The organism is Synechococcus lacustris Maggiore-St4-Slac, from assembly GCF_024345595.1.
In the GTDB taxonomy this organism is placed as follows: domain Bacteria; phylum Cyanobacteriota; class Cyanobacteriia; order PCC-6307; family Cyanobiaceae; genus Synechococcus_D; species Synechococcus_D lacustris.
This window is the reverse complement of the sequence record NZ_JAGQBK010000031.1, coordinates 1-11,778: the sequence shown is the minus strand read 5'-3', so window position 1 is coordinate 11,778 and position 11,778 is coordinate 1. Positions and strand designations below refer to the sequence as shown.

General features: G+C 48.3%; 13 protein-coding genes and 1 pseudogene. 6 read left to right on the top strand and 8 right to left on the bottom strand.

Going from position 1 to position 11,778, the window contains the following annotated elements; translation table 11 throughout:
• Window positions 1-205, top strand: a 205-nt coding sequence (locus KBY68_RS12005) for a hypothetical protein (RefSeq protein WP_255097425.1), incomplete at its 5' end; no start/stop codon positions are given.
• A 195-nt stretch (window positions 206-400) separates the two neighbouring features.
• Here the strand turns inward: KBY68_RS12005 and KBY68_RS12000 are convergent.
• Window positions 401-2,842, bottom strand: coding sequence for a CHAT domain-containing protein (locus tag KBY68_RS12000; protein ID WP_255097424.1), 2,442 nt, complete (start codon window positions 2,840-2,842; stop codon window positions 401-403).
• Window positions 2,843-3,625: 783 nt separating this feature from the next.
• Between KBY68_RS12000 and KBY68_RS11995 the strand changes: the two genes are divergently transcribed.
• The 3 genes from KBY68_RS11995 (at window position 3,626) to KBY68_RS11985 (ending at window position 5,596) form a co-directional block, all read left to right on the top strand.
• Window positions 3,626-4,111 carry an SLOG family protein gene (locus KBY68_RS11995; RefSeq protein WP_255097422.1) on the top strand — a complete coding sequence of 162 codons (486 nt, stop codon included), beginning with the start codon at window positions 3,626-3,628 and terminating at the stop codon, window positions 4,109-4,111.
• Between the two features lie 140 nt (window positions 4,112-4,251).
• Window positions 4,252-4,800, top strand: a complete 549-nt coding sequence (locus KBY68_RS11990) for a siphovirus Gp157 family protein (RefSeq protein WP_255097421.1) — start codon at window positions 4,252-4,254, stop codon at window positions 4,798-4,800.
• Window positions 4,801-4,855: 55 nt separating this feature from the next.
• Entirely contained in the window at window positions 4,856-5,596 is a 741-nt protein-coding gene (locus tag KBY68_RS11985; protein WP_255097420.1) for an RAD52 family DNA repair protein, read from the top strand.
• Between the two features lie 12 nt (window positions 5,597-5,608).
• Here the strand turns inward: KBY68_RS11985 and KBY68_RS11980 are convergent, their stop codons facing one another.
• From KBY68_RS11980 to KBY68_RS11965, 4 genes are read right to left on the bottom strand one after another with little or no spacing between them, the layout of a single operon-like run.
• Window positions 5,609-6,505, bottom strand: a complete 897-nt coding sequence (locus tag KBY68_RS11980; RefSeq protein ID WP_255097419.1) for a hypothetical protein — start codon at window positions 6,503-6,505, stop codon at window positions 5,609-5,611.
• A 53-nt stretch (window positions 6,506-6,558) separates the two neighbouring features.
• Window positions 6,559-7,191 (bottom strand): hypothetical protein, encoded by a 633-nt coding sequence (locus tag KBY68_RS11975; protein WP_255097418.1) that lies wholly within the window; start codon window positions 7,189-7,191, stop codon window positions 6,559-6,561.
• Window positions 7,192-7,194: 3 nt separating this feature from the next.
• Entirely contained in the window at window positions 7,195-7,707 is a 513-nt protein-coding gene (locus tag KBY68_RS11970) for a hypothetical protein (protein ID WP_255097417.1), read from the bottom strand.
• Window positions 7,704-8,960: a DUF4055 domain-containing protein gene (locus tag KBY68_RS11965; RefSeq protein WP_255097416.1), complete on the bottom strand. Its 1,257-nt coding sequence runs from the start codon at window positions 8,958-8,960 to the stop codon at window positions 7,704-7,706. The genes KBY68_RS11970 and KBY68_RS11965 overlap by 4 nt, the downstream gene beginning before the upstream one ends.
• A 392-nt stretch (window positions 8,961-9,352) precedes the next feature.
• Between KBY68_RS11965 and KBY68_RS11960 the strand changes: the two genes are divergently transcribed.
• On the top strand, window positions 9,353-9,544 hold the full coding sequence (locus KBY68_RS11960) for a hypothetical protein (RefSeq protein WP_255097415.1): 192 nt from the start codon (window positions 9,353-9,355) through the stop codon (window positions 9,542-9,544).
• On the opposite strand, the gene KBY68_RS11955 is transcribed toward KBY68_RS11960, so the two are convergent.
• Complete coding sequence (locus KBY68_RS11955) at window positions 9,522-9,926, bottom strand: PPC domain-containing DNA-binding protein (protein ID WP_255097413.1); 405 nt, start codon at window positions 9,924-9,926, stop codon at window positions 9,522-9,524. The genes KBY68_RS11960 and KBY68_RS11955 overlap by 23 nt on opposite strands.
• Before the next feature lie 55 nt (window positions 9,927-9,981).
• On the opposite strand from KBY68_RS11955, the pseudogene KBY68_RS11950 reads away from it, so the two are divergent.
• Window positions 9,982-10,113 (top strand): annotated as a pseudogene (locus tag KBY68_RS11950) (DUF924 family protein); the annotation flags it as partial.
• Here the strand turns inward: KBY68_RS11950 and KBY68_RS11945 are convergent.
• Window positions 10,102-10,833, bottom strand: coding sequence for a cupin domain-containing protein (locus tag KBY68_RS11945; protein WP_462476631.1), 732 nt, complete (start codon window positions 10,831-10,833; stop codon window positions 10,102-10,104). The pseudogene KBY68_RS11950 and the gene KBY68_RS11945 overlap by 12 nt on opposite strands.
• 236 nt (window positions 10,834-11,069) lie before the next feature.
• Window positions 11,070-11,501 (bottom strand): sigma factor, encoded by a 432-nt coding sequence (locus tag KBY68_RS11940; RefSeq protein WP_255097411.1) that lies wholly within the window; start codon window positions 11,499-11,501, stop codon window positions 11,070-11,072.
• Window positions 11,502-11,778: the final 277 nt, after the last annotated feature.

Here is an 11,778-nt window from a genome sequence, read left to right as displayed (position 1 = left end):
CTGCGCACCCAACTGCCTTTACGTATTAGAGCAACATCAGCAGCAACTGCCCGCCGGGCAGAAGCAATGGAGCCGTAGCTTTTTTTTGCTTAGCAGAAGTCAACATCAAACATCAATCAAGCTCTTTAATAAAGCCTTCTATCTAGGCTCTAGTTATGCTCTGAACTCATCCAATTATAATTTATACGAGATTATCGGCAATTAGAGGGCTTTAGGTTCTTCTTGGCTTTAGGTATTTTAATAAATAGGGCCCTTCGATGGTGAATATTCATTACATGTGGTTCTCAGACCGGGATCAGCAGATATGCCAGGCGCGATTAGGGAAAATAAGGTGCCATGGAACTGCACCATCTAGCATACAATGACAAAATTTGAGATGATGCATGGAAGTTCTTCGAGCTTACTTACCGAAGACCGGATCCATCTTGCCAGCTACTTGCCACCCCGCCCAGTAATAAGGATGAGCCCAGCCACGGGAGATAAGCTTGGGATCCTCGATCATTCTATCTTGAGCTCTAGCCAAAGATTGATCGACTGTATAGCCTTCTTTTAGATTTTCATAAAACATACTCATTAGAATTGAGGTGGCTTCATCGTCTACTTTCCACATCGATAGGAGAGTGGTATCTGCACCGACAGATGACAGAATACGATGCAGACCAAAGAGTCCGTACCCCCTTGTAGATCTACCCAAGCCTGTCTGGCAAGCAGAGATTACGACAAGCGATGTTCCGCTTAAATCTAAGCCGGCAAGATCCTTGTAGGTGATAATCGTATCCTTGGCTGAATGAAGATTTGCCCCTGAAGTAACAATATAAAGGTTGTACAGGCCGTCTAGTGCTCGCTGTACACCCTTGGCTGAAGAACTACCCAAGCCCCCACTTTCTAACTCCTCTGCAAAACCTGCGTGGCTAGAGACATGAAGAATGCGAGGGTTTTTAATAGCCAAGAATGAAGACTTGCTAGCGTATTTTCCAAATAGTTTATGAGCAGAAGTGAGTTCCGAAATGGCTTCTCCTTCCTTTGATGAGTAGGCAAGGTTAACCCATTGCTTTTGGCAAGATATGCTTGATTTACATTTCGGTTTGTCGCCGAATTCAGGCGCATAAAAGACCGTTGAAATGCCGTCCAAAAGCTTTCTTTCATGATTTCCGATGTTGGCCAGGCTTTGTATAGAAATAACACGTATAGATTCAAGCCCCTTTGACTTTAGATATGTCCTGATAATCCCTATGGGCACTTTCTGAAGAAATCCATCTAGTCCAACGTAAATGAGGTCTACTCCCCTTATTTCTTCAATTATTGAAGGAGTAAACAGATTGTCCATTAGCAAATGCCATCTCTGAGAAGCATCTTCTAGTCCTTCAGATGACGAACTCAATGCATGAGTCATCAACCCATCGCATAACTCTTTTTTGCAAACACTATAGGCCGTTATTGATCGATGATCTTTTTTATTCCTAACGATGAATGGCTGGGTATTCGACTCGATTTCAGCTGATGATATGGCCGGGTATTTCTGGCCAAAATCTGATCCCTCAACAAATTGAAGAAAGAGCTCATTATCTTTAAGCGTCTCTCTGATTTGATTTGTAAAACCAAGGCTAGCCCTAGCCATTATATCAGATTTTTGGGTAAATTCGCCTTGACGAGGTACAGAAATACCTTGTCTTAGCATTTTTAATGCAATAAGTTCTGCTTCGATAAGCGAATAACGAAGCTGCAAAAAAGAATCTAAATATTCTTCTGCATTTATAACCTTTTTTAAAAACCCGATGCTTGCTAAATCTTCGGATAAAGCAAATAGACTGAGATACTCCAACCGCTCTTTAGGTGTTATTGATGGCAGAAGTGTTTTAAGCGCTACATATTCCCACTGTCTAAGTTTTAGCAATGCCGCCCCGAAGCCTGCCCCCTCGTTCCAGTCTCTATTAAATGCGACATAACCGGATAGAAGTGATCTGTCTTCATTAAGGTCTTCAACCTTAAGCGGTTTACTTAAAGCTCTTAAAATAAGCCCCCTATAGAGACTATCTGCTTGCGTATAATCTCCTAGTGACTCAAGTATATAGGCTAATTGCTTTACAGCGGATGCGGCATGCTCTGGCTTGTTTAGCTCAGTAATGATACGCAGTGCTTGAATTGTTGCTTCCTTAGATCTTAACAATAGATCATCTCGTTCACGATCTTTTCTTGTGCTTGACATCAGATATTTAAAATATCCCTCTTTAAGCAGTATTTCAGCCATTTGCTCCTGCGTGGGCTTGCCATCTACTACGTTGTAAGCTTTATTTAGCGCATCAAATGCAAGCTCTGCCCTTTCCTTCCTTTTGGTTTCTGTTGGGTCTTGATGGTAGCCAGCAAAAAAGTCCAAGCTTAAACGGATAAAGACATCAAATAATCTTGGCTTTGTTACTTCTCCTTGGGACTTAAGGCACTTTTTAAGATAAGGCCACCCCTTGAAAAATGTTTCAGAGAGTGATTTATTATCAGATTTCTTTGTATAAATCATACTAAGAAACGAAATTCCACCGATCGCCTCATCGCAAATTTCCTTGCTTGTCATATCGTGGAGTTGAAGTATCTCTAATCCTTTTTTTATCTCCATTTCGGCTTCCTCAAGTCTAAATGCCCTAAAAAGCTTGGTCCCATAGATGATCCTAGTCCGAGCACCATTAATACTGCAACTCCCTTCTGCATTCATGATAATGTTTTTGACTTTATGGTAATGGCTGGTCGCTTCCTTGTAGAACTCTTTGCTTTCAAGGGCTTCAACCTTGGCAAGTAATGAGCTTATTTGCATCATTTCTTTCTTGCTTAGACTTCTTTCTCCAGATGACATTGGTGATCCACACAAGGTTTGCGGTTCCTTGTCTGAACTGAGTTTAGAAACTTTTGAGTATGCAGGCGATACTACCGAATTGAATAGCATTATAACACATGTGGCAAATATCTTTTGTGCTCTATTCGATAAGCACCAGACATCGTTCGTTAGATTTGGTATAGTTGTTTTGACTCCCATTTCTCGCTTCATTTTTGGCGCCATAGGTCGACTTATTCTGGTTTCAGAGTAGAGGGCTTCAGCCCAGTGCATGAAAGTTGACGCCTTTTTAAGGCGTTTGTTCCTCATTTGCCAAGGTCGTTTGAATTCTTATTCCATGGTGCTATCTGTTTTTTTAACCATACTATACTAGGGGTGTTTCCCAGCAACGCAGAACTCCAGATTTACGACTTTTAAGCATTTATTAATAGATCTTTCTTGATGTTCTTAGTCAATCACTTGTGCTGTTTTTTTGGCTGCGGCGTTTGGCTGTTCTGAACTTGGCACAGCTTGCAGCTGTGCCTTAATCGTTCAACAGCCACCCGCCTAGGCCACTATGCCGTTTCGGGTCTGTTATGGCTTAGTTCACTGTAAATCTTTTCCCGCGGCTGCGCTAATATGAGGTCTTTTGTCTTTTCTGGCGTTGCATAAGTATTATTGAGTTTCCTCTTTATTCCTTTTGTAGCAGTGCTTTCTGCTTGTTTTGGCTGCTTAATGGGGTATAATATAAGAGCACCAAAGGCCACGAGCCCATCGCCTGCGGTAAGTTTTTTCTTTCAAGTTTATTATTGCATTTAATTGCTTATGTCTAAAATTATTGTTGCTTGTGGTGGTCGTGATCTGATTATTTCTGATCAAGATTGTGCCCGATCATTGTTAGCACGTGTTTCTGGTTGTCGCGTTCATTTATTGATCCACGGCAATGCAAAAGGTGCTGATGCTGCCATCAACCGTGCCGCCCATCTATTGGCTTGGCCGTGCCTTGCCATCTCAGCTGATTGGCAGCGCCATGGCCGTTGTGCAGGGCCAATTCGTAATCAGCAATTACTGCAGCTTGCAATTGAAAAGGCAATAGCTCTGCAGTTACCCACACAGGAGCAGATCTCAATTCTGGTGATCGCCTTCCCTGGAGGTAAGGGCACTGCCGATCTAATTCAGCAAGCGCGAAAGCTAAGTGCCAGATCAGCTGTGCCAATTGCCATTAGGCAAATCTCTGCTGCTGAGGCCTCCTGTGGCCATGCCACCAGTGCTGATGCCAGCTCTATTTCTCTAAACCCTATTTGCGCTTAATCACTATGGTTTCCCTTCCCTCAGTTCCACACCCGGTTGCCTCTGCCCCTGTTGCCTCCGCCCCTATGGGGTCTGCCCCTGTGGGGTCTGCCCCTGTGGGGTCCGCCCCTGTGGGGTCCGCCCCTGTGGGGTCCGCCCCAATGAGGTCTGGTTTAGGTCTATGGCAGCTTGGTATAGAAGCCCAAGCACTTACAGCTCAGATCGCTGCTTTTGCTGCACAGTTAGAGCTAGAAGATCCAGAACTTGTTCAATCAGCTCTAGGTGAACTAGAAGCTGCCTTATTACAAGAAGAAGGTAATAAGCAAAAACTATCAGATAAAGCTGATGCCACCTGTTGGGTAATTGATCATCTACGGGCACAAGCTAGCTATAGGCAACAACAAGCCAAAAGGCTTAGTGATATTGCCAAAGCTGATCAAACCAGAGCTGATGCCCTTGAGCAATCGCTTCTATATGTGCTTACACATTTACAACCAGAAGCAACACGCTTTTCTTTTCCTAACCATGAACTAACAAGTCGCAAATCAACTATTGTTGAAATTATTGATCTAGATAAAATTACAGCTGAGTGGTTAGTTGTTAAAACCAGTACAGCACCAGATAAAAATGCAATAAAGGCTGCACTAAAAAAAGGCTTAGAAGTAAGTGGCGCCACTCTTCTTAATCGCCGCAGTTGGAAAATAAATTAATTAACTTATAATTGTTCAATTTATTTCCATTTATCCTTTTAACACTTGATTTACTATGTTTTCTACTCAACAACAACATGCGCTAGCAGCACCGCTTGATCGCGCTAACGTTCAATATCGCAACCAATCAAATCGCAGCTTTTCTTACCTAGAAGGTTGGCATGTGATCGCAGAAGCAAATCGCATCTTTGGTTTTGATGGCTGGCAGCGTGAAACGATTGAATTAAAATGCGTTTGCGAACGTGAACGCAATATCGGTCGTGATGGCCGCACTGGCTGGGGTGTTACCTACACAGCCAAGGTGCGTATCCAGGTAGGAGCGATCATTAGAGAAGGCAGTGGTGCCGGCCATGGCATCGATGCTGATCTAGGTCAAGCCCATGAATCAGCTTTAAAAGAAGCTGAAACTGATGCAATGAAACGTGCCCTAATGACCTTTGGTAACCCATTTGGTTTAGCGCTTTATGACAAGCAACAACGGCAAGTGATCGATACTGTGACCCAAAGGGCCACAGGCCCGAGGCCCGAAACCCAAAGGGCTGAGAGCCCAAGGGTCATTAATCAACCTGTTGCTACGTCAGCTGGCCTTGAGCCTTTAGATCCAAATACAATTACTAAAATCCTAGCTAATGTAAAAGTATTGCCAAAACCTGCATTAGACGGTTTCACAAAAGCATTCCGTAAACGCTTTCATGTGCCAGAAGAAGCTACTTCAATTGCTGATCGCATTAATCAAAAACAACACCATGATTGGATTGAAACCTATCTGGTAAGTGCTACTTCCCTACAGTCTTAGTTCAGGAGCCCCTCACAGGGCTCTTTTTTTTGCTGTAGGGCTAGCAAAAGAAGCGCGATATAGCTCAGTAGCACTCATTGATTGTGGATTAAGCACCTCGCCATATGGATTTGCAGTTAGGCCTGGATTGATTACACCACTGCCCATTGTCATGGCACCACGCTGCTGAAATAAAAAACCGTAAACGGGGTGAATACGTAGTTGATCAAGGAAATCAGCAGTGCTAAGCGGACGGCCATCATCACCAAGTAATGGTTGGCCTTGCGCATCTAATGGTTCAAGGCAATCGCTAGCATTTGAATCTTTACTCGCATTAAGCCTAAAACTTGCACCTAGTTGACCTTTAAATACATCAAAAAAGGTGCCGTGCACATCACCACCAGTGCGGCCTTCTGCTTCTGAAAATGCACGTTCTAGTAGACGTTCTTTACGTAATTGCATAACTAAACTAGCTGCTGCATCACGTTCAGCGGCCACTGCTGCCACCTTTTTGGCAGAAGCTTCCTCCATCTGACGTTCACGTAATTCAACTTGTTGTTCAAGTAGTTGTTTTTGACGTTCTGCTTCTTGCAGGCGGGCGTATTCCTCTGGATTAATTTCAGAAAAACGTGTTAGTTGCTGCCGTACACCACGCAATTCTTTTTCTAGTTGGTTGCTGCGGCGCCGTTCAGATTTAAGCGCTTCTGTAAGGCCGTCTTTGCTATGGCTGGTAACAGCAGTTGCCCCCAAAGTGGTGTCACCAGGTTCTGCTCGGGTCATTGACCCTTGGGTTTGTGCCCCCTGGTGTAGCCCATGGCTCTCTGAGCCTTTGAGGGTGGATTCCTGGTCGTTGCTTAATAGATCAGCAGCATCCTGGCTGTCGCCAGTGGCGGAATAAGTCTGGTCATTGCTTGAGAGTTGTGTAGTCATGACCCGTCTCGGCTGTCGAAGGAATAGCAACCCATCACGGTGTTGCTTATTCCCTATTGCCGCACGTCAACGTTCGGGGTAAGCGTTCCATAGATCCTCTCGCCAATCAAAGGCTGCACCAGAGCGCCGATACCGCCATCGTTAAATGGGGCTCCAAATTCCAGTACTGCAAATTTGGTGTATTGCGCGTATGGATCTACATCAGGGTTACCCGCAGGATTCAGCAACGACAGATCACCAAGCCAGATCAAGCCATCACAGGGTGCAACAACAGTTGCTAATGAACCCCTAGCTGGATAAGCAGCTGATAAAGCAATTGGTGTGGATGCAACACGACGCCCATTTTGCTGCCAAATCAATTCACTACTAAGCCAAGAAAAACCCGGCGAGGCTGATAACTTTGCTGCTCTTGTTATATAGCCGTTATATGTAAAATCACCGGTTTCTACTCCGGTAGTATTTAGTTTCGCTGTAATATATTGCGCCCGCTCTAATAAACATTCAATTACATGCGTAGCAATAACAGGTGAATTGATATCACCAGGCCTTGCATTTTCATTTAATAGCAAGCGTGCATTAGCAAATGCTTGCAATGGAGTTTCAACCCATTGCTGTTGCCCGTGGTTTTGACCGCTAGTGAATTGGCGTGGGCTGATCTCGGCCCTGTGGGTCTTGGCTATTGCCATTAACTAACCCCGCAGTATGGAAACACTGCCCATTCTCAAGGTAGCAGCGGTGAATTGCATCCAGCTGTTTAGGTTTGGCAGTAATAGCAGTAACTGATCGCTATATCGCCTTCTTTGATTAAGAAATGCAGTTGCTGCTGAGCTGGGTGTGGCATAGGTGGTTTCAGTTTCTTCCCTAAGTAGTGATGTGTCGTAGGTGATCACATCTGCTTTTTGCAGTGGTGCATCACCTGTTGCTGCAACTGAGCCTGCAATTGGCCTTGAGTTGCTCTGCTTTTGGATTGCTTTTTCTTGATCAGCAGCAGGTGAGAGCAACTGCTGATCAATCAGTGCTACTGCATCCAGTAAAGCTCTAGCGCTTAATACACCTGATGGGTGTTGGCGTTCTAGATCAGCCATTGCCTTTGAAATAGCAGCAAGACATGGCACCGTTGCAGGTAGCGCCAAGCACTGGCGGATTGCTTCTTGATCAGACGGCTGCCAGCTAGAAGCGGGCCGATTACTGCTACTGCTCATTTAGTAACTGGTGCCACCCCAGCTATATCCCCTAACCATTGCCGCAGGGCCTGCTCACTGATAATTCCCTTCTCCTGCAGCTGCAGCATTTCAGCCACCGTTGGTTGTGGTTTTGGAGCTGGTGCCAAAGAACTAATTGCCACGATTAGTGCAGGCCCATCGTTATCAGGCAGTGCTTCTCCTGTAATGGCGCACCAGTGCTGCAGTAAGGATGAAAACATCGATGCTTTCTGAATTGCCTGGCTCTGCAGCAGGGCGTAGGCCTGAGAAGCAGCCATTGATATTTCAGTGGCCGTGCGCGGTGCCCCCTGGGCGCCAGCTGGGATCAAGGCATCACGGCGCATACCTTGATCAAGCAGCTCCAGCCAGCTGCGATGTTCCGCTAATGAACGCGCTTGGATTTCAACGAACTGAAAGCTTGCACCTTCTGGCAGGTCGATGACGCTGTTGGGTCCCAGCACCACCGGCTCACTGGCGGAGCTGCTGCCCATGGGTCCAGCTACACCGGTGCGTACACCCACTGGCAGGGCAGTTCGATAAAGCAGTTCCTGGTAATCGCTTTGGCAGCGGAAGTGGTTTAAGTATTGATGAGCAAGGCCCAGGTGCGGTAATTCACCTTCTCCAAATGCTGAACCATCACTTGCATACCAAATAGCAGGCAGTTGGCTAATGGCTTGGTAATGACGTTGCTCAATTTGTTGCGTCCGCCAGCCGCTGGGGGCTTGGGGATCAGCTAGCAGCGTCTCTGACCTCAGGTTCATAGACCCTGAGGTCAGAGACCCGTCATCAGCAATAAAAGTGGCCGTTAGGTATTGCCAGGGGTGGTGCCTTTCAGCTTCTGCCCATTGGGTTTTGGCCCTGTGGGGGGTGCTCCTGTTTGCTGAGTTAGTTAATGGTTCACGCCAGGTGATTGCAGTTGGTAGTGCATGGTTAGCTGGGAGATGCCAATTAAGAAGATCAGCACGTTCTAGTAGCAATAAACGCGGTAAGGAAAACCGATCGCCATTACGTAATGCCTGCTGCCGATCGCCTTCGCTGGGCCATAGGTGTGCAGGAGGGATTACAGCAATTAAGGCAGCACCATCTCTAAGCACTAATAAATCTGCTCGTTCTAAAAACACACCCAGATCAGTGCCGCAACCATCCACATCAGTAATTACTGATTGCAGAGAAGCAGGTAATTGATGCCAGTGACTAGAAGCGAGCATCCCAGCAAACGTGCGCAGGGCATCACGAAAAAAACCTGATGGCAAGGCTGCATCAATACGCCTTTTGTATGCCGAATCAGGTTCTCGCTCCCCACGGGGCAGGTAATACTGCTTCTGGTTATTAAGTAAATCCCAACAATCGTGCACTAACTGCAAACGCGGCAGGATTGCTAAAAGGCTTGGATGAATAGGGACAGGAATTTCTGGGGGAGAAGCAGGGCCTACAGCAATAGGGATGTGCAAGCAAGATCAGCAGGTACTTGCTATTGCCGGTGTTTATAGCAAGAACGCCTGAATTAAGCACCAGATTCAATGTTAAAGCAATTAATAGATTTTTACTTGCAGAAAAAGGTCCAGATGCAGTTGGCTTCTAATGATTTGGTATGGATTGATAAATTATTAGAAACGCTAGCAACAAGCTTCCAAGTAACCTTGGCATGGAAGACATAAAATGCTTCCAAAGGTTGACATCTTTCCTGGCGGCTACTGCGGTAGCTGTTAGTAAAGATGACGTCTCTGACTTCCTGGAGGCGCTGCCTGCGTTCCTGCCGCCGGATCAAGCCAGCCAGCAGCTACTACCGGATTTGCTGGAGACCCTGCGGGCGATCACCGCTCTGGCTGAGCCTTGATCTGCAGCTCGGCGTGGCCGGTGGCCAGATCCAGCTCCCGGCTGAACCGCCAGTCCGGCAGCAGGCCGATCACCATCTCGGCGGTGGTGCGCACCAGCGAGCCGGCGCAGAGGTGGCCGCCGATCACAGCGCCGCTGCTGTCGGCGATGGCGATGTGCAGGTGGGCGCCATCGGGCGAGAGGGTGCCGGCCAGGGAGAGGATTTCCAGGTCACCGCGGATCACGGTGGCCTCGGTCGCCCCCGCGAAGCGCAGCTGGGCCACCGACAGGCTGCCGACTGCACTGATCACACAGCCGGCCTGTTCCTCCTTTTCGGCGATCCAGGCCTCCATCACCCGGCGCAGGTCGGCACCCGGCTGCAGCCGCAGTGGTACCACCTTCATGGGGGTAAGCCCTCCACTAGGCCCTGGAATATCACCAGGGCGTCCACATAACCCAGCCGACTTCGCCCGCCCGCACCGGGATGTGATCGCCCGCTTTGGCCGCTTCCCTCACCGCAACGCGCTCCTGGGGCGGGAGTCGAGTGCGGAAGAGCTGGCCTTTCTGCAGACACCAGGCTCACGCTTCTGAGCCGTCGGGCGCCTGGACGGCTGGCAGGTGGCCGGTCTTCACCCAGATGGTGCAGCCCGCCTCGCTCCAGGGCCGGTGCACGCTGCCGGGTGGATTGCGTAGCCAGCTGCCGGCCGGGTAGCTGCCGTGCTCGTCCTGGAAGACGCCATCGAGCACAAAGATCTCCTCGCCGCCGGGATGGCCGTGGGGCTGAAACACAGTGCCCGGCGCCCAGCGCACCAGGGCCACGTGCTCCGATCCAAAGGCATGCAGGGGCAGCACCTCCAGCCCGCGCACCAGCCCGGGCACCCAGGTGCTGTTGGTGGTGTCGATCACCAGGCGCTGTTGATCAGCCGAGTGCATCTGCTGCAGCTTCACCAGGATCGTGCAGCCCTGCTCACTTGATGGTGCGTGGTTGGAGCCAACCGGATTGCGCAGATAGGTGCCGGCTGGGTAGTCGCCCTGCTCATCGGAGAAGGTGCCCTCCAGCACCAGGATCTCTTCGCCACCGCCATGGCTGTGGCGCTCAAAGCGACTGCCGGGGGCGTAGCGCACGAGTGAGGTGGCCCGGGCGACTTCCTCACCGTGGCGATCCAGCATCCGCCGCTCCACCCCTGCCATTGGCGATGGGGTCCAGTCCAGGGCGTTGCTGTCGAACAGGGCGCGCTGGCTGAGGTCGGCATGGAGTTCCATGCGCTCGATTATGATCAGCCCGGCAACAGCAGCGCTGGCGGCAGCCACTGGCGCTTCTGGGCCCAGAGCCCCAGTGCCAAGAAAGATGACGCTTTTTTATTTAAATCACTTGGGGCTTAATGGAGCAATTTAATGACTGCTTACAGCAACTCCATGCATCAGCAAATAATCCTTCTTTTATCGAAAAACCCGCGGGTTATAACCAGCGATAATTACAAATACTACAAGTTAATAGGTTTTATGTTCTGGTCAAAACTTTCTATCATCACGTCCTCGAAGTAAATCTATAACTCTTCCTCCTCCGCCATGTGGTTCATTGCAACAACCCTTACGGCACATGCTTCTACGATTTCAGCCCAGCGCTCTGTTGTTATGCCAAGCAGCTCAGGAAGCATTTTTACGCATGTTCCTGCTCTAATCAGCTTTTGGCCCCTTACATGTAATTCACGCCAACGACCTGGCACTGTGATCAAAAAGCCTTTATCACGCAGGTAATGGGTAATTTCTCCATTTACAAATGGCCTTGCATAAGCAATAAAATTTGATTTGCTATTATTTATTCTTTTATCATCATATCTTCTAGATGCTTTTATTAAACCAATTGCTGCTAATTGTTCAAGATCTTCTTTTGGATGTCCAGTACGCCGGGCGTAATTAGCGGCTACTTTTGCAGCAAATGGTAAATGTTCAACAACTAACGCATCACAAACCTGCAAGTCCGAACCAGGGGCTACGCCTTGACGTGTCTGGCAGGGCCTAACAGCCAAACCAGAACCAGGGTTGACGCCAGGGGCTACAGGGCGGGCCCTTCCAGAAGAAAGAAGCGCAGAAGAATCATGGGGCCTTGGTAAATGCCGGCCCTCTGGGTCTCGGCCTTGTGGGGTTGTCATTGGTTTGACCGTTCAGTTTGGTGTTAGCGAGAAAACAGCAGTGGCATGGGCGTGCCTCTGCTATTTGCGCGCCAGTATTTGTTTTGCAGCCAGATCACACCTT

Bases quoted from the DNA above. Each gene is read 5' to 3' on its own strand.
- KBY68_RS12000 (WP_255097424.1), bottom strand. From the start codon at position 2,842: ATGTCATCTGGAGAAAGAAGTCTAAGCAAGAAAGAAATGATGCAAATA.
- KBY68_RS11995 (WP_255097422.1), top strand. From the start codon at position 3,626: ATGTCTAAAATTATTGTTGCTTGTGGTGGTCGTGATCTGATTATTTCT.
- KBY68_RS11990 (WP_255097421.1), top strand. From the start codon at position 4,252: ATGAGGTCTGGTTTAGGTCTATGGCAGCTTGGTATAGAAGCCCAAGCA.
- KBY68_RS11985 (WP_255097420.1), top strand. From the start codon at position 4,856: ATGTTTTCTACTCAACAACAACATGCGCTAGCAGCACCGCTTGATCGC.
- KBY68_RS11980 (WP_255097419.1), bottom strand. From the start codon at position 6,505: ATGACTACACAACTCTCAAGCAATGACCAGACTTATTCCGCCACTGGC.
- KBY68_RS11975 (WP_255097418.1), bottom strand. From the start codon at position 7,191: ATGGCAATAGCCAAGACCCACAGGGCCGAGATCAGCCCACGCCAATTC.
- KBY68_RS11970 (WP_255097417.1), bottom strand. From the start codon at position 7,707: ATGAGCAGTAGCAGTAATCGGCCCGCTTCTAGCTGGCAGCCGTCTGAT.
- KBY68_RS11960 (WP_255097415.1), top strand. From the start codon at position 9,353: ATGGAAGACATAAAATGCTTCCAAAGGTTGACATCTTTCCTGGCGGCT.
- KBY68_RS11955 (WP_255097413.1), bottom strand. From the start codon at position 9,926: ATGAAGGTGGTACCACTGCGGCTGCAGCCGGGTGCCGACCTGCGCCGG.